The following is a 19,276-nucleotide window of genomic DNA, read 5'->3' as shown; positions in this document are numbered from 1 at the left end:
GTGACATTCCCTCGGCCCCACGCCTACGGCCCGCGTGACTGGTCCGCCAAAGCGTGGCCGCGGCATCCGTTTTGCGGCTAATAGCGGATGGCGTCGATCACCTTGACGCGCACCGCGACGAGCGCGGGGATCAGCCCGGCGAGGGCGCCGACGACGGTGGCGCAGACCAGGCCAAGGATGGCTGCCTCAACCGGGAACGGCGGGAAGTCGGTGACCTGGCCCTGGCTGATGAAATCCCCGACGAAAGGACTCTTGACGATGAGGACGGCTCCGATCACGCCGACGATTCCGGCGACGACGGTGGCGACGACGCTTTCCATCATCACGGCGAAGAACACCCGCCCGGCCGTGGCGCCGAAGCTGCGCCGGATGCCGATCTCCCGGATGCGCTGCTTGAGGGTGACCAGGGCGATATTGACCAGGCCGAGCGCGCCGAGCAGCAACACCAGCCCGGCGATCGCGCCGACGGTGAGTTTGAGCGAGAGGTAGGGGTCGCCGTCCTGGAAGGCCGCGAAGTCCTGCCGGTTCACCTGCACGAAGGCGTCGGCGCCGAGCGCGCCCTGTACGTCGCGTTGCAGCGCGGTGATCAGTGGCTCGGAGACGTCAACGGGTACCCAAAGCTCATAGGACGGCGGTCCGAATTGCACGTTCAGGTCGGCGACGACCGGACTGATAGCGGTTAGGGCGTCGGCGAGCATGTACATGGCCGGCTCGGTCTCATACGACAAAGCCGCATAGACGCCGGTCACGACGGCCGTGGTGGTACGTTCGCCGACCAGGGTCGTGGTCGGGTGCGTGCGCAGATCCGGCCGACCGAGACGGTCATAAAAGATGGAGTTGACGAGCAGGGCCGGTGCAAGCCGGGCCGTATCGGCCTCGGTGAACCAGGCACCTTCCTCGAGGGTGATGCGGTGCATGGTGCCGTAGGGCGGGTCGATGCCGAGGGTCTGCACCGGTACGGCTCCGTCGGCGAATTGCACGGTCTGGCTGGCGTTCACGACCCGGCTGGCGTAGTCGATTTGGTAGCGTTCGAGGGCAGTCCGCCAGATTTCGGGCATTCCCGGCGGGGTCGTGCCGTCGTTCATGGACGCAGAGAGAAACAGACTCGCCGCGCGGCCGCCGGAGCGTTCGCTCTGTTCAACGGTCGCTTGCTGGGCAACGGCGCCGAGCCCGACCACGGTGGTGATGGCGCAGACGGCGACGGCGACGCCGATCAACGACAGCATGACGCGGGTCTTGTGGATGCGCACCTCCTGCCAGGCCTCGATCACCGCGCCTACCAGATTGCTGACGGCGCGCTTCATGCCGGCACCGTGCTGGTGGCCTGCAGCACGCCGTGGTCGAGGCGCAGGTGCCGGCTGGCTCGGGCGGCGATGGCGGGATCGTGCGTGATGGTGACGAGGGCTGCGCCGGATTCGGTGGCGACCTCGTCGATCAGGTCCATCACCGTTTCGCCGGTCTCGAGGTCGAGAGCGCCGGTGGGTTCGTCGGCGAGAATCAGCCGCGGGCCGCGCACGAGCGAGCGAGCGATCGCCACCCGCTGCTGCTCACCGCCACTCAACTTGTCGGGCAGTGAAGCCAGCCGGTCGCCGAGCCCGACGCGTTCGAGCATCTCGGTGGCGATTCGGGTGCGCTGCCAGAACTGGCGGCCCTCCGCGTAGAGCAGCGGAGTCATGACGTTTTCGAGGGCGGTGCGCCCCTGCAGCAGGTTGAACTGTTGAAAGATGAAGCCGACCTCTCGGCCGCGCAACCGATCCCGCGCGCCGGAGGACAGCGACTGCACGGGGCGGTCTTCGAACAGCATGGTGCCGCTCGTGGGGCTGTCGAGCAGCCCCAGCAGGTTGAGCAGGGTGGTTTTGCCCGAGCCCGAACGGCCCACGATCGAGACGCGGTCGCCGATATCGACATCGAGGTCGATGCCGGAGAGAATCGTCAGCGGCGGCGCATCGATGAGCTGCACGGTGCGGGTGACGCCCTCAAGATGCAGCAGGGTCATTTTGAGATCCCGAAGCTGGAGATGCTCGGGCCGAAGCAGACCTCGCTGCCGTCCGGCTGCAGCTCGCACCCCGATCCGCCTCCGGCAACGGCGCCGGGAACGAACTGGTTGATCAGGTCGCCCTCGATCAGCCCGTCGATCACCTGTACGTTGACGCCGTCGGTCATGCCGAGCGTGACCGGGCGTTCCTCGGTGCCGCCGTCGGCCAGTACGAACCAGACGACGCCGGTTTCGGCCGAGCCCTCGACGGCGGTGGTCGGCACGACCAACACGTTTTCCGCCAGGCCGGCGGCGATGGTGATCTGCGCGGCGAGGCCGGCGAACACGGTCACCTCGGCCGGGATGGCGCAGCTGACGGTGGTGCCGCCCATTCCTGCTTCGCCACCGACACCCCCATCGCCACCGGCCGATTCCCCGGCCAGCGGGGTGGTGATGGTCAGGCCGGTACAGGTGAACGGTGCCGGCCCCTTCGTGATCGCAACGGATGCTTCGGTCGGCTTGCTCAGCAGCCGATACTGCTGCTCGGGGCTGAGTGCGCCGCTCACCGAGAAGGTGGGCGGTGCAACCTGCCCCGTGGCGTCGCCGACGGCCACGCTCTGACCGGGGATCACGGTAAGCGAACTGAGAATTCCGGTGATCGGCGCGAATACCTTGGCGAAGGTGACCACTGGTTTCGGCTGGGTGATGGTCACGTTGCCGTCGGCATCCGTTGTTTCGACCGGGTCTTTGATCGTCTCAACCCGGATGTCGTAGATCTTGTCGTCTTTGTTCACGGATTGTCCGGCCGCGATGAAGATCTCGTCGACCGTTCCGACGGCGGTCGCTTTGATGGCTACGGCCGGGTCGGCGCTGACCGTGCCCGGCAGGGTGACATCGTTGCTGATCGTGCCGAGGGCCACCGGAATCTGGGGTTCGACGATGACGCCGGTCGGCTCGGCCGGGTTGCTGTCGGCGGCGGCGTCTGGATAGAAGGCGAGCTTCACGAGGGCCACGGCGATGGCCGCTATGACGATCAGACGAAGGATGGGAAAGACCCATTTGCGTGCAATGTTCACGACACTCCCAACGCGCACCGACCGACGTGGTCGTGCTCGATGGGCTGATCCTAGCGTTTTGTGGCAAGGTACGTCGCTCGCTGGGTTTGCCGGGCTCGCGGCACCTGTTGCAGTTCGCGGCACCCTACGGACGGGTGCCGCGAACGCCAACGAGTGCCGCGAGCACGATCAACGCTTTAGCGGGTGGTGCCGGCGACCTTGGGGAGCGATCCGCCGGCCGCAGCGTTGCGGTCCGGACGGAAGTTAGAGAAGTCCACGCCGGGGATGTCCTGCACGAGCGAGAGTTCGTCCTCGATCTGAGCGGCTTCGGAGTCCTCCGGGCCGACCAGGGGCAGGCGCACCCGCGGGCTGCCGATGCGCCCGAGGCCGTGCAAAATGTACTTCACCGCAACTGTGCCGGGAACGTGTGTCATCACGGCGCGCACGAGTGGTTCGAGCTGCTGATGGGCGGCGGTCGCGACCTTGAGGTCGCCACGGTTGACCGCGTCGACCATGTGCCGGTACGGGGTGGCCGTGATATTGCCGGTCACGCCGATCAGGCCGGTCGCGCCGATCGACAAGTGGGCGAGCACGTTGGGGTCGTCGCCGGAGAAGTACATCAGGTCGGTCTGGTTGAGCACCCGGCTGACCTGGGCGAAGTCGCCCTTGGCATCTTTGATAGCCAGAATATTGGGGTGCTTGGCCGCGCGCAGGATGGTCTCGTAGGCGATCGCGACGCCGGTGCGCCCCGGAATGTCGTACAGAATGACCGGAAGGTCGGTGGCATCCGCGATCATGCGGAAGTGGGTGAGGATACCGGCCTGGGTCGGCTTGTTGTAGTACGGCGTGACGATCATATTGCCGTCCGCACCGGCTTTTTCACTCTGCCGGGCCAGCTGCATGGCGTGCGCGGTCTCATTTGAGCCACCGCCGGTGATGATCTTGGCGCGGCCGTTGGCGACCGACTTGCCGACCTCGACCAGGCGGATCTTCTCCGGGTCGGTCAGCGTGCTGGTCTCACCGGTCGTGCCCGTGACGACGATGCCATCGGCCCCGGCGTTGATGACGTCGTCGATGTGCTTCTCCACCCCGGCCCAGTCCACTTCGCCATCAAAGGTAAACGGGGTGACCAGTGCGACCAGCACCTGGCCAAAGGGATTCGTAGAGGTAGACACGAGCTACAGGCTATCGTCTCCACGCCCCCCGCCCGGCGAGAGCCCAAAAAGTGCCCGTGTGAACCGGGCACTTCTCAACGAAATTCTGTTACGGCGAAACGCGACCGTTCTTATTGAAGGATGCATGGGTCAGCGGCATCAGTTTCTCGAAGTGCGTCTCCATCTGCTCGGCACACATCTCGATCTCACGCTGCGGGAAGGACGGGAACTGACTCCCCTCCCGCTTGGTGCGCAGGCTGAGAAAGTTCATCAGCGAACGAGCGTTGAGTGTGACGTACATCGAGGAGTAGATGTTCAGCGGCAGCACGATGCGGGCGACCTCGCGCGCAACGCCGGCTTGGAGCATCCGCTGGTAGGCCTCGTAGGCGTGAATCGCGGCGGCACGGGTCTGCTGCTGCACCAACGCGGTCTGCTCGGCGGTTCCGGGCAGAAAGTCATAGGCGCCGGCCTTGCCGAATTGTACGAGGTTGCGCTCGTTGGAGGGTACGTAGAACACCGGGTTGAGCTCCCGGTAGCGGCCCGATTCTTCGTTGTAGGAGGCAATGCGGTGCCGCATGAACTCGCGGAACACGAAGATGGGCGCGCGCACGTAAAACGTCATCGAGTTGTGTTCGAACGGCGAGCCGTGGCGGTCGCGCATGAGGTAATTGATCAGGCCGCGGTCGCGTTTCTCGTCGGCCTCGCTCTCGGACCCCTCGAGCTGACTCTGTTCCAGGGTCTGCTCCCCCAGGGTCGACACCCGGGCGGCAAACAGCACATCGGAGTCGTGGGCACTCGCGCGCACGAGTTCGACGTTCATTTCCGATCTAAATTCGATTTCAGGGCGGGGCTCTTGTTCGGCGGTATCAGACACTGGATCAGGTTAGTCGCATCCACCGCAGGTAGGGGCCGGGCCACACCGTGAGCCGGCGTAATCTATGGTCACAGTGCGAGATTCACAGTAGGCCCGCGTAGCGTTGCAAGCATGAATCCCCTCGAAGCTATCGGCCTGCTGTTGGCATTGCTGGCCGGCACGACCGTGCTCGGCCTGTTCTGGCGGGCCAGACAGGGTCGCGTCACCCAGATTTCCGGCCAGATCATCAGGCAAACGGATGTCGCGGCTGCGACCCCGTTCGGCGCTGCGGCGACCCTGTTGCAGTTTTCGACCGAGTTGTGCGCCCGCTGCCCGGGCACCCGCCGACTACTTGGTGCCGTGGCGGATTCCCGCCCCGGCGTCGTGCACGTCGACGTGGACCTGACCCATCGCGCGGATTTAGCGAACCGGTACTCCATTTTGCAAACACCGACGACCCTGATTCTCGATGGAGCCGGACGGGTGCGCGCACGAGTGGGTGGCGCGCCGAACCGCGCGGCCATCGCCGCTGCCCTGGACAATTTCGAGCCCGGTTCGGGTCGGTCCACAACCCTTTGGAGTTCCTATGTCAACGGCTGATTCGCCGATCACGACGCCACCCAGGGCGCGCCCCAGGCTCGATCCGCGCGGGCCCAGGTTCGGTGCGGCGATCACCGCCGTGTCGCTGCTCGCCGTGGTTTTTTTGTCGCTGACCGGGGCATCCGTTGCCGCGTTGATCCTGCTGTCCGTGCTGACCGGACTATTCGCGTGGGGCGCTGCGGCCGGAGCCGGACGGCATCCCTATGGCGTGCTGTTCAAGAAATTCGTACGACCCCGCCTTGCTCCCCCGGCCGAACTCGAGGATGCCGCTCCACCGACCTTTGCCCAGGGCGTCGGCCTCGCGGTCACCCTCGTCGGCGTGGCTCTCGGGCTGGCCGGAGTGCCCGGCGCGGTCGGCATCGCCGCGGCGGCAGCCTTCGTCGCGGCTTTTCTCAACGCTGTGTTCGATTACTGCCTCGGCTGCCAGATCTACTTGCTGCTCGTCCGATTCGGCTTGCTGAACCGGGGTGCACGGGTTCGAGGCGCCTGAAGGTGTTCCGGGCCCAGCCGGGAAACTGGGCCGGGTTCGTGTCGGGCTGGCTCTCAGGAAGTTCCCAGACGGGACAGGTTCGCCGGGCAGGTCTGACGGATAGGGTGGAATTCAACCACCTGGAGGTAACACCATGCCCACGACACTCACGAGTGAAGCAACCACCGTCTGGACCGGTGATCTTCCGACCGGTTCCGGAACCGTCACGCTCGATTCCTCACATACCGCGGAATTCTCGGTGAACTGGAAGGCTCGCGCCGAAGGGGTATCGAACACCACCAACCCCGAGGAATTGCTCGGCGCCGCTCACGCAGCGTGCTTCTCCATGGCCCTCGCCAACGCCCTCGGCTCGGCTGGTCATACCCCCGAGAGTATCCAGACCACCGCCGCCGTCACCTTTGCGGCCGGAACCGGCGTCATCGGCAGCCACCTGCTGGTCAGCGCGAAGATTCCCGGTCTGACCGAGGCCGAGTTCGAAACGTTTGCACAGGACGCCAAGGAGAACTGCCCGATCTCGAAGGCGCTCGCCGGCATTCCGATCACCATTGAAGCAGAGCTGGCCTAGGCCCAGGCCATGCGCGTTCTGATTGCCGGCGCATCCGGTCTCATCGGCAGGGAGCTCAGCCGCCAGGTCGAAACTGCCGGCCACACCCCGGTGCGGCTGGTACGACGCGAGGCCCTCGGTCCCAACGAGATTCGTTGGGACCCGGCCACGTTGGTTTTGGATCCGAGCGTGCTCGACGACATCGACGCCGTCGTCAACCTGTCCGGGGCGTCGCTGGCGCGGCTGCCGTGGACAAGCGGGTACCGCCAGGAAATCCTGCAATCCCGCCTGCACGCCACGCGCACGTTGACCGACGCGCTGCGTCGGTCAACGAACCCGCCGACCGTTCTGCTGAACGGCTCTGCGGTGGGGATCTATGGGAATCGGCCGGGGGAAGTGCTGAGCGAGGCATCCGCTGTCGGCACCGATTTTCTCGCCGAGGTGGTCACGCGCTGGGAAGCCGAGGCGCAACTCGCACCCGAATCGACCCGCGTCGTCACCCTGCGGACCGGTCTGGTTTTGGCCAAGGGCGGGGCGCTCAAACCCGTGCTGCCGCTGGCCAAACTAGGCCTGGCCGGGCCGCTCGGCAGCGGAATGCAGCATTGGGCCTGGATCAGCCTGCACGACGAGGCCGCGGCGATCGTGCACCTGTTGACCTCGACGCTGTCCGGCCCGGTGAACCTGGTCGGGCCGACCCCCGCGACGGCCAACGACATCATCAGCACACTCGCCGCAGCGCTGCACCGGCCGTTCCGGCTGCCGGTACCGAAACCGATATTGACCTTCCTGTTGCAGGATGCCGCCCGCCAACTGCTGCTCGCCGACCAGCAGGTGAGCCCCCAGAAGCTGCTCGACGACGGATTCGAGTTCGCTCAGCGTACGCCGGCCACCGCGATCGCCTGGATGCTGCGCCAGCCGTAGCGGCGCTGGCTCTAGCGCGTGCGCTCGAGCGTGATCGCCGTGCGGATCGCGCCGCGCGCACGTTTGCGGTCGCCGGAGGCGTCGTAGGCCAGGCCGAGACGTAACCAGGACTGCCAATTCTCGGGTTCCGCCTCAACCTCGGCCTGGGCCGCCGGAAACTGAGCGTCAGCAGCGTCCCGATAGGGACGACCGCTCGGACGCACCGGCAGGTCGTTCGACGGAAGCCCCCCGAGTTCGTCGAGCTGACGCACCAGCCGCTCCGAGCGGATGCCGAAGGTAACCTCCCGCGCGAGCGCCCAGAATCCGATCAGCGGCAAGACGAACAGCGCCACGCCGATCGCTATCCCGACCGGTTCCCCACTCTGGATGAACGCAATGGCGCGCACTCCGGCAAGCAGTAGGTAGAAAACCAGGAGTACCGCCATGACGATGACGGCGATTTTGCCCTTCATGTGGCTGCTCCCGCGGTGTCCGAACCGAATCCAAGGTCGACGATCTGGTCCAGGCCCACCGTCACCCCGGTGGCGGTGCGTGTCGCGGCGAGGGCCAGCAGGATGCCGCTCTCGTAGGCGCTCGGCGACAGGGTGTTGTGGCTGATCGTGAGCGTTTCACCGGTCCCGCCCAGAATCACGTCCTGCCGGGCGAGCAGTCCGGCCAGGCGCAGGCTGTGCACGGGCACACTCGAGACCTGCTGCCCGCGGGCCCGCTGGTCGGTGTGCGGAGCAGACACCGGGCCCAGTTCGGCGCGGGCACGACCGATCAGTTCGGCGGTGCGCACAGCGGTGCCCGACGGCGAATCGACCTTGCCGGGCTGGTGCGCTTCGACGATCTCGATGGAGTCGTAGAATCGGGCGGCCAGGGCGGAGAACGCCGTGGCGAGCACCGACCCGATCGAGAAGTTGGGAATGATGATGACGCCGGTATCGTCGCGGCCCTCGAGGCGGCGGCCGAGTGCGTCGATGCCCTCCTGACTCCAGCCCGAAGTGCCCACGAGCACCCGCAGACCGTGCTCGGTGGCGAAGTCGACGACGGTGCGGCTGACGTCGGGACGGGTCAGGTCAACGGCGATCTCGGCGCCGAGCATCTCGCGCAGCTCGCTGCGGGAATCAAGCCGGGCGACGACCTCGTAGCCCTCGGTTCGGTCGATAAGGTCGGAGACCAGGCGGCCCATCTTGCCCGTTGCGCCGATAATGGCCACCCGTGTTGTCATGGAACCAATCTACCAATTGATCTCTGTCAGCAACGCCCGGTCGATTAGAACATCAGCGGTTCGGGCAGTCCGGTGCGCAGCTCGACCGGTAGGTGACCGAGATCGTTGTGGGTGACCAGCGTCCACGGACGGCCGGGTTTCTGCTGCAGCACGGTCAATCCGCAATTGGCCTGGTTGATGCCGACCCAGCGCCAGTCGGGAGCTCCGAGCACCTCACGCACAAACCAGGCGATCACGAAATTGTGGGTGATCAGCAGGTCGTGCCGCTGGCTGCGACGTGGCTGCAGAAATTCGGCGACCGCGTCTTCCATCTGGGCGCGTCCGGCAGCGATTTCGTCGTCTGTGACCGAGCCGAAGAAGGGGTCGTAGGCCTTGGGTGTTTCGGCCGCCCGGCCCGAGGGAATGCAGTCGAACAGCAACGCAGACGATTCGCTCTGCACCGACGGCAACCGTTCGGCCATGATTTCGGCGGTTTCGGCCGCCCGCTGCAGCGGTGAATGCCACGCGCCGGTGAAGGGAACGCCGCTCAGCCGGTCGGCGATCAGTAATGCCTGACGTTTGCCACGCGGCGACAGTGGACCGTCATGCAGGCCGTGTTCGGCATCCTGCTGCTCGCCGTGGCGTACCAGGTAGATGTACTGGGGCATCATTGTCCATTTCGAAGTTCAAGGAGTCCGCGGGTGCGGATACTGCAGAAGCTTTGCGGCCGGCTCAGCCGGGGAGGATCGCCGCGAAGGCGTCATCGTCAAGCGCGCCAACTGCGGAGATCGACACGGGCCCGCTCGCGAGCTCGGCGGCGAGCTCCTGCACGTCGGCCGCGGTGACGAGCGCGAGGCGGCGCAGGGCCTCATCGAGATCGGCGAACTCACCGAGGGTGATCTCGGAACGACCCAGCCGGGACATCCGCGTGTCCGAGTCTTCCAGCGCGAGAGCGGATGCTCCGCTCAGCTGCCCCGACGCCCGCTTCATCTCGTCGGTGGTCACGCCGGAATCGGCGAGGCGGTGCAGTTCGCTGAGCATGAGCTCGGCGACCTGGCCGGCCTTGGCCGGTGTGCACCCGGCGTACATGCCGAACAGCCCGGCGTCGGAGTAACCGGGAGCGAAGGAGTAGACCGAGTAGGCCAGGCCGCGCTTCTCGCGCACCTCCTGGAACAGCCGGCTCGACATGCCGCCACCGAAAATCGAGGTGAGCACACTCATGGTGACGCGGCGGTCGTCGGTGGCCAGCAGCCCAGGCATTCCGAGCAACAGATTGGCCTGTTCCAGTGGCCGTTTGACGATGGTGAGCGCCTGCCCCTGTGTAATGGAGGCGGGAACACCACCACGGCGACTGACCGGGGTCTGGGCAACGCTGAGGTCCCAGCCAGCCAGTTCGAGGGCGCGGGTGACGGCGGCGACGAGCACGTCGTGGTCAACGGCACCAGCGACGGTGACGACGAGGTCCTGCGGCCGATAGTTGGCCTGGTAGTGTTCCCAGACGGCCGACCTGGTGGCACCGCGAATGTCGTCGGCGCTGCCGCCGATCGGGCGACCGAGCGGATGCTGCCCCAGCACGGCTTCAAAGAAACGCTCATTGGCGACATCGGCCGGGTCATCATCGGCCATGGCGAGTTCTTCGAGAATGACGCCGCGCTCGGTTTCGAACTCATCAGCATCCAGTTTGGACGAGGTCAGCATGTCGGTGAGCACGTCGATGGCCATGCCGAGGTCGCGGTCCTGCACCTTGGCGTAGTAGCAGGTGTACTCCTTGGCGGTCATGGCGTTGTGCTCACCGCCGACCGCGTCAAAGGAGATGGCAATGTCGAGCGCTGACCGGGTGGGCGTGCCCTTGAACAGCAGGTGCTCGAGAAAGTGGGTGGAGCCAAAGTGGCCCAGCTGCTCATCGCGCGACCCGACGGCAACCCAATAGCCGATGGTGAGACTGCGGGCACCTGGTACCTGCTCGCTGAGAATACGCACCCCGCTCGGCAGAACGGTCCGCCGCACGAGGGCATCACCGGCGGCCCGAAACGAGAGTTCGGCCTGATCTAGGGGAAAGTCGACTGCACCGTTCATATCACCCACAACCTTACTTGACCGCTCCGGTCGTGCCAGCGGGCCAGCGCCCAGGCGCCCCGAAACTCCCGCCCCAGTAGTCCTCCCGCTTAACTCCAGTAGCGTTCAGCACCCCCAGTTAGGCCAAATCGCAGGGAGCGGTCGGATACGACAGACTGGTCTGTCTAGTGTGTGTTACAGTCTGGGAGCCGACCGGCCCAAACCTTCGGTTTTGCGCTGATCTGGGCCTTCTCTGGCCCCCGACTAAGGAGCCCGAATGACCACGCTCACAGATGAGGCCGTTCGGCCGGCGACCCACGCCAAGGTTCGCATTCTCGCCACCGCCGACCGCCTGTTCTACACCGAGGGCGTGCACACCGTGGGTGTGGACCGAATCATCAGCGAGTCGAAAGTCACCAAAGCCACCTTCTATAAGTACTACCGTTCCAAGGACGCCCTCATCGTCGTCTACTTGCAAGGTCGGGACCGTATTGCCCGGGAGCTTCTCGCCGAACTGGAGCTGCGCTTTGACACCCCCGAGCAACGCTTACGCGGTGTTGTGGCCGAAATTTCGGCTCAGGTCATCCGCGAGGGATTCCACGGTTGCCCGTTCATCAACGCTGCAGCGCAGTTCACCGACCCGACGCATCCGGTACGTCAGGCCGTGGCAGCGCACCGTGATTGGTACGGGCGTAGCGTCGAAGACCTGTTCCGCGGCATGGGCCATGCCCGTCCGGGTGATGCGTCGGACGATTTCTTCCTGGCCCGTGACGGTGCTTTCGCCGGCGCCAACCTCGGCGATCCAGTCGGCGCTCACACCGCGCTGATTCGTGCCGTGCAGCGCGTGCTCGACGAGTCGAGCGACTAGCAATCAGACGGTCGACACCCGATCCAGGTCGGCCAGATCGGTCCGGCCGAGACGGATGCTCGCCGCCGCAAGTAGCGACGCCACGTGGTCAGGTTGCCCGGCCCCAGCGATCGGTGCGACCACATCCGGCCGGGCCAGGAGCCAGGCCAGTGCGATCGTCGCAGGCGGGACGCTGTGGGCGGCGGCGATGCGATCGACCACGGCAAGCACGCGCAGGGACCGCCGGTTGACGTAAACCCGCGCGAGCTGACCGCGGGCGGTGCCGGCGGCATCCGCTTTGGTGCGATAGGCACCGGCCAGAAAACCGTGGGCCAGAGCAAAGCCCGGCATGAGACCGAGATTCTGTGCACCGGCCGCAACCGCGATACTCGGTTCCAGTTCGGTACGGTGCACGAGGTTGTACGGCGTTTCGACGGCGACGAACTTGGGCAGGCCTAATGCCGAGAGCACCCGGGCCTGCATCAGGCGCTCAGCCGAGAAGTTGGAGGCCGCCAGGTGGCGCACCTTGCCTGCGCGTACGAGCGTGTCAACGGCAACCAGGCTCTCTTCGAGGGCGACGGACTTGTCGTCGAAGTGAAAGTAGAGCAGGTCGAGATAGTCGGTGCCGAGCCGAGCCAGGCTGGCCTCGACGGCGCCGACGATGCTGCGCTGGCTCAACCCGGGGTTGTCGAGGTTGTGTCCGATCTTGGTCGCCACGATGGTCTCGGCGCGCGCTCGACGCGAGCGCAGCCACCCACCGATGATCACCTCGCTGCGACCGGCGGCGAAGCTGTCGGCCGTGTCCAGAAAATTTCCGCCCAGATCGCGGTGAACGTCGAGAATCGCGGTTGAGGTTTCACCGTTAGCCGTCCAGCCGAAGGCGTTGCAGCCCAGAGCTAGGGGATGCACGAACAGCTCAGTCCCCGGAATCTGGCGCCGGACCACAGGCGCACCAACGGTCAACTCGGCCAGCCCGGAACGGTCGATCGACATCGCGTCAAGGGAGGATGAGACCGTTTGTCTGGTCATCGTGATTCTCCTCCCGCGGGGTGTTCGCCGGGCCAGTCGTTTCTGCCGGATTTCTGATGCGTGAAGTTTGCTATTGGCCCGACTGTAGGCGAGGCCACCGACATTTCCCGGCGGCACGCTAAACCGTTACCAAAACGTGCGTCGGAACGGGGCGAATTGGTGCTGCTGACCCTCGAGGCGGGGCCAGACTGCGTTGGTCGACAGTCGGTACGCGCATGATTTGTTAGACTGGCTGTTGCGCGAAAATTGGGCTGAATGTGCAGGTGCACATCCGCCCTGGGCCGCCGGTTATCGAATCGACTATTCGAGCTTCTGGCGAGGTATCCTGCCCGAATCAGCCGCAGGAAAGCAGCCATGACCACCGACGCCTCCGTGCCCAACCCTCAGGTTCCCCGTGAGGCTCGCAGGCGCCGCACCTTCGCCGTGATCTCCCACCCTGACGCCGGAAAGTCCACGCTGACCGAAGCACTGCTGCTGCACGCCCGCGCCATCACTTCCGCCGGCGCCACACACGGCAAGGCCGGCCGCAGCGGTACCGTCTCCGACTGGATGGAGATGGAAAAGGCCCGCGGTATCTCGGTCACGAGCGCCGCGATTCAGTTCGAGTACCACGACGCCGTGATCAACCTCGTCGATACCCCCGGCCACGCCGACTTTTCCGAGGACACCTTTCGGGTGCTCTCGGCAGTGGATGCTGCGGTGATGCTCGTCGACGCCGCCAAGGGTCTCGAGCCGCAGACCATGAAGCTGTTCGCGGTCTGCAAGCAGCGCGGGCTTCCCGTCATCACCGTCATCAATAAGTGGGACCGGCCGGGCGACACCCCCCTGGCCCTGATGGATGAGATTCAGACCCGTACCGGTCTGCTGCCGACGCCGTTGAACTGGCCGGTCGGCGAGGCCGGCGACCTGCGGGGTGTGCTCGATCGCCGTTCCGGTGATTTTCTGCGTTACACCCGCACGGCTGGTGGCGCGACCGTGGCCGAATCGGTGCGGCTGGATGCGGCTGACGCGGCCAGAGAAGAGGGCCCGGCCTGGGCATCCGCTGTCGAAGAATCTGAGCTGCTCGACGCTGAGTCTCAGAATCACGACTCCGAGCTGTTTCTCGACGGCCAGACCACCCCGGTGCTATTCTGCGCGGCCGTGGCGAACTTCGGGGTGCAGCAGCTGCTCGACACCCTGGTCGAGTTCGCGCCGCCGGCCGAAGCCCGCATCGATATCGATGGCAACCCGCGCAAGGTCACCTCGCCGTTCTCGGGGTTTGTGTTCAAGGTGCAGTCCGGCATGAACTCGGCGCACCGCGACCACGTGGCCTTCGTGCGCGTCTGCTCCGGCGAATTTCGCCGCGGGATGATCGTCACCCACGCCGCGACCGGCCGCCCCTTTGCCACGAAGTATGCCCAGCAGTTGTTCGGCAAGGAACGTACCGTCACCGACCGGGCCTGGCCCGGCGACATCGTCGGACTCGTGAACGCGTCGGCACTGCGGGTGGGCGACTCGATCTTCGAAGACGAGCGGGTGGAGTTTCCGCCGCTACCGCTGTTCTCGCCCGAACACTTTCGCGCCATTCGCCCGGTAGACAGCAGCAAGCACAAGCAGTTTCGCCGCGGCATCGACCAGCTCGACCATGAGGGCGTCATCCAGGTGATGCGCTCAGAGGTGCGCGGCGAGCAGGCCCCGGTGCTCGGCGCCGTCGGACCGATGCAGTTCGAGGTCGTCGAGGACCGCATGGTGCACGACTTTCACGCCGACATCCGCATGGAAGCGCTGCCATACCAGGTGGCCCGCAAAACCGACAAGGAGAGCGCGCTCGTGCTCGCCGGAACCCGCCAGGTCGAGGTGTTCACCCGCTCCGACGGCACGCTGCTCGCCCTGTTCAGCACGCCGTGGCGGTTGCAGGCCATTGCCAAGGAGAACCCGAAGCTCGTGCTGATCGACATTGCGAACGCGACGGCCGACGACTTTATGTAGCGTGTTTCACTAACCAGAAAGGCCGCATCCTCATGGAGGATGCGGCCTTTCTGGTGCTGTAGCAGTTAGGTGATGCAGCGGTTACGCGTCGACGACCACGGAGGTGATGACGGGGCTGCGACGGTACTTGCGGTTCATCCAGCGGCTCACGGACTGCGTGAACAGATCCTCGAGCTCGGCGCCGTCCACGATCTTGATGCGGTTCGCGGCCTTCATGGCCTCATCGATGACCTTGGTGGCGCCCTTGACCCACTCGTCGTCGTGCACAAATCCGCGCGCCAGGAACTCGACGGGCTCGGAGAGCGTGCCGGTCTTGGCGTTGAGGATTCCGAGAATGGTGATGGTGCCGTCCTCGGCGAGCTTACGACGATCTTCCATCGCAGCGGATGCTGCCCCGCCGACGGTCATGCCGTCAACGAAGACGTAGTCGGCGACAACGCGGCCGGTGACCTTGGCGTGGCCGTCGATGAGGTCAACAACGACGCCGTCTTCGACGACGATGACGTTCTCCGAGGGGACGCCGGTCTGGATGGCGAGGTCGGCGTTGGCCGTGAGGTGACGCCATTCACCGTGGATCGGCATGACGTTGACCGGCTTGACGATGTTGTAGCAGTAGACGAGCTCGCCGGCGCTCGCGTGGCCGGAGACGTGCACCTTGGCGTTGCCCTTGTGCACAACGTTGGCACCCCAACGAATCAGGCCGTTGATGACACGGTAGATGGAGTTCTCGTTGCCGGGGATCAGCGAGCTCGCGAGCAGCACGGTGTCGCCCTCGCCGATCTTGATGACGTGTTCGCGGTTTGCCATGCGCGAGAGGGCTGCCATCGGCTCCCCCTGCGAACCGGTGCAGATGAGAACGACCTTGTCGTCCTTCATGCGCTCGAGCGCCTTCATATCGACGATCAGGCCCTTGGGAACGTTGAGGTAGCCGAGCTCGCTCGCAATCCCCATGTTGCGCACCATGGAGCGGCCGACGAACGCGACCTTGCGGTTGTGTTTGACGGCAGCGTCGATGACCTGTTGGATGCGGTGCACGTGGCTGGCGAAGCTCGACACGATGATGCGGCGCGGGGAGGTGCGGAACACGGTGTCGATTGCCGGTCCGATATCCTTCTCGGCAGTGGTGAAGCCGGGAACCTCGGCGTTGGTCGAGTCCGTCATGAACAGATCCACGCCCTCTTCGGCCAGACGCGCGAAGGCGCCGAGGTCGGTGAGGCGCTTGTCGAGCGGGAACTGGTCCATCTTGAAGTCACCGGTGGCGAGCACGAGGCCGGCCTCGGTGCGGATGGCGATGGCCAGGCCGTCGGGGATGGAGTGGTTCACGGCGATGAATTCGAGGTCAAACTGGCCGATCGTGCGGCGCTCGCCCTCTTTCACCTCGATGAAGTTCTGGCTGAGGCGGTGCTCCTGCAGCTTGGCGGCGAGGAAGGCCAGGGTGAGCTTGGAGCCGACGACGGGAATGTCGCCGCGTTCCTTGAGCAGGTACGGTACGGCGCCGATGTGGTCTTCGTGACCGTGGGTGAGCACAATGGCTTCGATGTCCTGCAGGCGGTCGCGGATGGCCGTGAAGTCAGGCAGGATCACGTTGATGCCGGGCTGGTTGTCCTCGGGGAAGAGAACGCCGCAGTCGATAATGAGCAGCTTTCCCTTGTGCTCGAAGACGGTCATGTTGCGGCCGATCTCGCCGAGGCCTCCGAGCGGAATGATGCGCATGCCGCGGGCCGGCAGTGCCGGCGGAGTGCTCAGATCGAGGTAGTGGTTATTCATGAATCTCATTTCGTTGTCTGCGGTACTGCATGTCCAGGTGTGTGGGGACCGAGATCGGGCATGCGAAAGACCTACGAGCAATACTCAGGGGGCCTCAGCGCGCATACGCGTACCTCGTGTCGTGTCTGGCGGGCAAGCAAAATACCGGCCAGATACCTCCTTAGTCTACCGACGCATCCACGATCGGAGTTTCGGGCACGAAAAAGGGGCCCCGCGCTCGGCGGAGTCCCCTGATTCGTGTCGTCGACCTTGGCGGTCGGTCTGATTAACGACTACACGGCGCGGCCTGCGCCGACACGTATCCGCCGGCCTCGAGGTGCTGCGCGGTGCCGCTGACGTAGCCGGTGGCGGTGATCGCTCGGCGAACGTCGTGGGTGACGTACTCGTTGGCGGTGGTCGTGCGTGTCGTGGACTTCGATACGTAGGAATTCATGGTGCTCCTGGTGCAATTGAGTGAAAGCGGATGCCGACAGTCAGACAGAGCACCCAGTCACGTTCGAGAGTCCTCGCAAAACGCACAGGCGTGGCTGCGAGGAGCTGGTTCGAGTGAAACTGGGGTGATGGCCCGGTCGGCGGGAAAAATGCGCTGCGCCGCGCGGGCTGCAGAAACCCGGATCCTCTAATGGACCGCCATGATTTCTGAGCTGATCTAAGAATACCGCAGCGTGTCACCCACTTGGGGGAAATGCACGATCTACACAGGCGCCATGCAGTTACATCGAGGGCCTGCAGCTACACAGGTACCGTGCAGCCAGCATGGAGACTAAAGTCGATAAAATTCTGTAATGACTTCTTCTGCGCTGTATGACATCCCCCTCACCCTCATCGACGGAACAGAAACCACCTTCGGCGCCTACCAGGGCAAGACGGTTCTCGTCGTCAACGTGGCCTCGAAGTGCGGCTTCACGCCGCAGTACGCCGGACTGGAGGCACTCTACGAGCGTTACGCCGACGACGGGTTGGTCGTGCTTGGTCTGCCGAGCAACCAGTTCATGGGCCAGGAGCCCGGCACCGAGGAGGACATCGCCCAATTCTGCGGCATGACCTACGGCGTGACCTTCCCGATGACAGCCAAGGTCGATGTGCGCGGAAAGCACCAGCATCCGCTCTACGCGGAGCTGACGAAGTTCAAGCAGGGCCTGTTCCCCGGTCTGATCAAGTGGAACTTCGAGAAGTTTCTGGTGACACCGACCGGTGAGATCGTGGACCGCTTCGCCTCCTCGGTGGAACCGGAGTCGACCGAGATCGTCGACGCGATCGAAAAGGTTCTGGCCGCCAAAGCCGCTTAGCCCCTCGCGTCTCTCCTTTCCGGGCCCGGGCCCGGAAAGTGGGCCCATGTTAGATCATGGGCCCAGGACTCTAAGGTGGGCCCGGAGAATTTCAGCCGGCGGCTCGGCGCAGCACGGCCTCGGCGTGACGCAGCACCGGGCCGTCGATCATGCGGCCCTCGTGCTGGAAGACGCCGCGCGCGCTGGCGGCGGCCTCGAGCAGCCCGAGGGCATAGTCCACTTCGGCGGCGGTGGGCTGGTAGGCGGCACGGATAACGGCGACCTGGCTCGGGTGGATGCAGGCGGTGGCGGTGAAGCCGCTCGCGATGGCATCCGCTGCCTCGTCAGCGAGGCCGGCCGTGTCCGTGATATCCAGGTGCACGGTATCGATCGCGGCCTTATCGTGGGCCCGGGCGGCCAACAATACCTGGGAGCGGGCCTGGCGGGCGACGTCACGGTAGCGTCCATCGGGAAACCGGCTGGAGGTGCCACCGAGTGACGCGACCAGGTCTTCGGCACCCCACATGAGCGCGACGACGTTTCGTGCCGCGGCAATCTCGGGCGCGGAGATGACACCGGCGGCGGTCTCGCAGAGCGCGATCACTCGGAAGTCATCGAGCATCTCGACCTGGCCGAAACTGACCGTCTTGGCGAGCATCACATCGCGGTACTCCGTGCGCTCCAGCGCGGCCAGGTCGAGCGCGAAGTCGGCAGTGTCGGCCGGATTGATGCGCACGATCGTGCGCATCGGGTCGAGCGGATGCTCAATCAGCGCCCGACGCGCGTCGGCCCGGGCTGCGGGCGCGACGGCGTCTTCGAGGTCGAGAATGACCGCGTCGGCGCGCTCAACGGCCTTCGCGTAGCGTTCGGGACGGTCGGCCGGGCAGAACAGCAGCGCCGGCCCGAGTGTGAACGGGGCCGGAGTAAAGGGGCTCAACCCGCTCGGGCTGTCGTCGAAGGGGTCGGGGCCGGCCGGATACTCCTCAAACGGGTCGGGATCGAGTGGGCCCCCGTCGAACGGGCCGCTCATTCTGCTGCCCCCCGACACCAGACCAACACGGTGCGCACGGCCGTGCCGACGATGACGCCGTTCTGGTTGCGTCCCCTGTGTTCGAGCGTGATGATGCCCTGCCCCGGCCGGCTCTTTGACAGCCGTTTGTCGGTCACGATGGTCTCCGAATAAAGGGTGTCGCCGTGGTACAGCGGATGCGGAAACGTCACGGCCGAAAAACCCAGGTTCGCCACGATCGTGCCCTGGGTCAACTGGGCGACCGAACTGCCCACCATGGTCGAGAGGGTGAACATGGAATTGACCAGGCGTTCACCGAACGGCTGCGTTGCCGACCAGGCCGCGTCGAGGTGCAGGGACTGGGTATTCATGGTCATCGTCGTGAACAGCACGTTGTCGGCCTCGGTCACGGTGCGGCCGGGGCGATGCTGGTAGAGCGCCTTCAGGTCGAACTCCTCGAAGTACAGGCCGCGCTGCTGAACCGGGTGGCGCTCCTCCGGCTGCAGTTCCTTCGTAATGGAATCGGGCATCCGCTTCTCCAATTTCGTCAGG

Annotated in this window: 21 protein-coding genes; 7 read left to right on the top strand and 14 right to left on the bottom strand. The window is 65.3% G+C overall.

What is annotated here, in order from left to right; all coding sequences use genetic code 11:
* Positions 1–77: 77 nt before the first annotated feature.
* The 5 genes from E3T31_RS04450 to thyX form a co-directional block, all read right to left on the bottom strand.
* Positions 78–1,304, bottom strand: a complete 1,227-nt coding sequence (locus E3T31_RS04450) for an ABC transporter permease (RefSeq protein WP_134467653.1) — start codon at positions 1,302–1,304, stop codon at positions 78–80.
* Positions 1,301–1,996, bottom strand: coding sequence for an ABC transporter ATP-binding protein (locus E3T31_RS04445; protein ID WP_134467652.1), 696 nt, complete (start codon positions 1,994–1,996; stop codon positions 1,301–1,303). The genes E3T31_RS04450 and E3T31_RS04445 overlap by 4 nt, the downstream gene beginning before the upstream one ends.
* Complete coding sequence (locus E3T31_RS04440; RefSeq protein WP_174844844.1) at positions 1,993–3,051, bottom strand: efflux RND transporter periplasmic adaptor subunit; 1,059 nt, start codon at positions 3,049–3,051, stop codon at positions 1,993–1,995. The genes E3T31_RS04445 and E3T31_RS04440 overlap by 4 nt, the downstream gene beginning before the upstream one ends.
* Positions 3,052–3,227: 176 nt before the next feature.
* The gene (dapA, locus tag E3T31_RS04435; protein ID WP_134467651.1) at positions 3,228–4,205 is read right to left on the bottom strand and encodes a 4-hydroxy-tetrahydrodipicolinate synthase; all 978 of its coding nucleotides are present in this window, start codon (positions 4,203–4,205) and stop codon (positions 3,228–3,230) included.
* An 88-nt stretch (positions 4,206–4,293) separates the two neighbouring features.
* Entirely contained in the window at positions 4,294–5,004 is a 711-nt protein-coding gene (gene thyX / locus E3T31_RS04430; RefSeq protein WP_134467650.1) for an FAD-dependent thymidylate synthase, read from the bottom strand.
* A gap of 165 nt (positions 5,005–5,169) precedes the next feature.
* Here thyX and E3T31_RS04425 point away from each other — a divergent pair, with 165 nt between their 5' ends.
* From E3T31_RS04425 to E3T31_RS04410, 4 genes are all read left to right on the top strand, one after another.
* The gene (locus E3T31_RS04425; protein WP_134467649.1) at positions 5,170–5,637 is read left to right on the top strand and encodes a thioredoxin family protein; all 468 of its coding nucleotides are present in this window, start codon (positions 5,170–5,172) and stop codon (positions 5,635–5,637) included.
* Positions 5,624–6,127 (top strand): DUF4395 domain-containing protein, encoded by a 504-nt coding sequence (locus tag E3T31_RS04420; protein WP_134467648.1) that lies wholly within the window; start codon positions 5,624–5,626, stop codon positions 6,125–6,127. The genes E3T31_RS04425 and E3T31_RS04420 overlap by 14 nt, the downstream gene beginning before the upstream one ends.
* A 133-nt stretch (positions 6,128–6,260) precedes the next feature.
* Positions 6,261–6,692, top strand: coding sequence for an OsmC family peroxiredoxin (locus E3T31_RS04415; protein ID WP_134444431.1), 432 nt, complete (start codon positions 6,261–6,263; stop codon positions 6,690–6,692).
* A 9-nt stretch (positions 6,693–6,701) separates the two neighbouring features.
* Positions 6,702–7,592, top strand: a complete 891-nt coding sequence (locus E3T31_RS04410) for a TIGR01777 family oxidoreductase (protein WP_104132418.1) — start codon at positions 6,702–6,704, stop codon at positions 7,590–7,592.
* A gap of 11 nt (positions 7,593–7,603) precedes the next feature.
* On the opposite strand, the gene E3T31_RS04405 is transcribed toward E3T31_RS04410, so the two are convergent.
* The 4 genes from E3T31_RS04405 to E3T31_RS04390 all read right to left on the bottom strand — a co-directional run bounded on the left by E3T31_RS04405 (position 7,604) and on the right by E3T31_RS04390 (position 10,857).
* The gene (locus tag E3T31_RS04405; RefSeq protein WP_134467647.1) at positions 7,604–8,044 is read right to left on the bottom strand and encodes a hypothetical protein; all 441 of its coding nucleotides are present in this window, start codon (positions 8,042–8,044) and stop codon (positions 7,604–7,606) included.
* Positions 8,041–8,802 (bottom strand): 4-hydroxy-tetrahydrodipicolinate reductase, encoded by a 762-nt coding sequence (gene dapB / locus E3T31_RS04400; RefSeq protein ID WP_134467646.1) that lies wholly within the window; start codon positions 8,800–8,802, stop codon positions 8,041–8,043. Before dapB ends, E3T31_RS04405 begins: the two co-directional genes overlap by 4 nt.
* Positions 8,803–8,846: 44 nt before the next feature.
* Positions 8,847–9,449 (bottom strand): histidine phosphatase family protein, encoded by a 603-nt coding sequence (locus E3T31_RS04395; protein ID WP_134467645.1) that lies wholly within the window; start codon positions 9,447–9,449, stop codon positions 8,847–8,849.
* A gap of 64 nt (positions 9,450–9,513) precedes the next feature.
* On the bottom strand, positions 9,514–10,857 hold the full coding sequence (locus E3T31_RS04390) for a pitrilysin family protein (RefSeq protein ID WP_134467644.1): 1,344 nt from the start codon (positions 10,855–10,857) through the stop codon (positions 9,514–9,516).
* 256 nt (positions 10,858–11,113) lie between these two features.
* Here E3T31_RS04390 and E3T31_RS04385 point away from each other — a divergent pair, with 256 nt between their 5' ends.
* The gene (locus E3T31_RS04385) at positions 11,114–11,704 is read left to right on the top strand and encodes a TetR/AcrR family transcriptional regulator (protein ID WP_134467643.1); all 591 of its coding nucleotides are present in this window, start codon (positions 11,114–11,116) and stop codon (positions 11,702–11,704) included.
* A gap of 3 nt (positions 11,705–11,707) precedes the next feature.
* On the opposite strand, the gene E3T31_RS04380 is transcribed toward E3T31_RS04385, so the two are convergent.
* A complete protein-coding gene (locus tag E3T31_RS04380; RefSeq protein ID WP_241977648.1) occupies positions 11,708–12,712 on the bottom strand; it encodes an aldo/keto reductase in 1,005 nt (334 codons plus the stop codon).
* 354 nt (positions 12,713–13,066) lie between these two features.
* Between E3T31_RS04380 and E3T31_RS04375 the strand changes: the two genes are divergently transcribed.
* Complete coding sequence (locus E3T31_RS04375; protein WP_134467642.1) at positions 13,067–14,680, top strand: peptide chain release factor 3; 1,614 nt, start codon at positions 13,067–13,069, stop codon at positions 14,678–14,680.
* An 81-nt stretch (positions 14,681–14,761) separates the two neighbouring features.
* On the opposite strand, the gene E3T31_RS04370 is transcribed toward E3T31_RS04375, so the two are convergent.
* On the bottom strand, positions 14,762–16,447 hold the full coding sequence (locus E3T31_RS04370; RefSeq protein WP_092449930.1) for a ribonuclease J: 1,686 nt from the start codon (positions 16,445–16,447) through the stop codon (positions 14,762–14,764).
* A 265-nt stretch (positions 16,448–16,712) separates the two neighbouring features.
* A complete protein-coding gene (locus tag E3T31_RS17650; RefSeq protein WP_166788382.1) occupies positions 16,713–16,880 on the bottom strand; it encodes a hypothetical protein in 168 nt (55 codons plus the stop codon).
* A 352-nt stretch (positions 16,881–17,232) separates the two neighbouring features.
* On the opposite strand from E3T31_RS17650, the gene E3T31_RS04365 reads away from it, so the two are divergent.
* Complete coding sequence (locus E3T31_RS04365; protein WP_134467641.1) at positions 17,233–17,736, top strand: glutathione peroxidase; 504 nt, start codon at positions 17,233–17,235, stop codon at positions 17,734–17,736.
* A gap of 91 nt (positions 17,737–17,827) precedes the next feature.
* Here E3T31_RS04365 and E3T31_RS04360 read toward each other — a convergent pair whose 3' ends face one another.
* Together E3T31_RS04360 and E3T31_RS04355 are read right to left on the bottom strand one after the other, a co-directional pair.
* Positions 17,828–18,745 carry a CoA ester lyase gene (locus tag E3T31_RS04360; protein ID WP_134467640.1) on the bottom strand — a complete coding sequence of 306 codons (918 nt, stop codon included), beginning with the start codon at positions 18,743–18,745 and terminating at the stop codon, positions 17,828–17,830.
* The gene (locus E3T31_RS04355) at positions 18,742–19,254 is read right to left on the bottom strand and encodes a MaoC family dehydratase (protein ID WP_134467639.1); all 513 of its coding nucleotides are present in this window, start codon (positions 19,252–19,254) and stop codon (positions 18,742–18,744) included. The genes E3T31_RS04360 and E3T31_RS04355 overlap by 4 nt, the downstream gene beginning before the upstream one ends.
* Between the last annotated feature and the right edge of the window lie 22 nt (positions 19,255–19,276).

Source organism: Cryobacterium sp. TMS1-13-1, assembly GCF_004403125.1.
Lineage (GTDB): Bacteria > Actinomycetota > Actinomycetes > Actinomycetales > Microbacteriaceae > Cryobacterium > Cryobacterium levicorallinum.
This window is presented reverse-complemented; position numbering and strand designations above follow the sequence as displayed.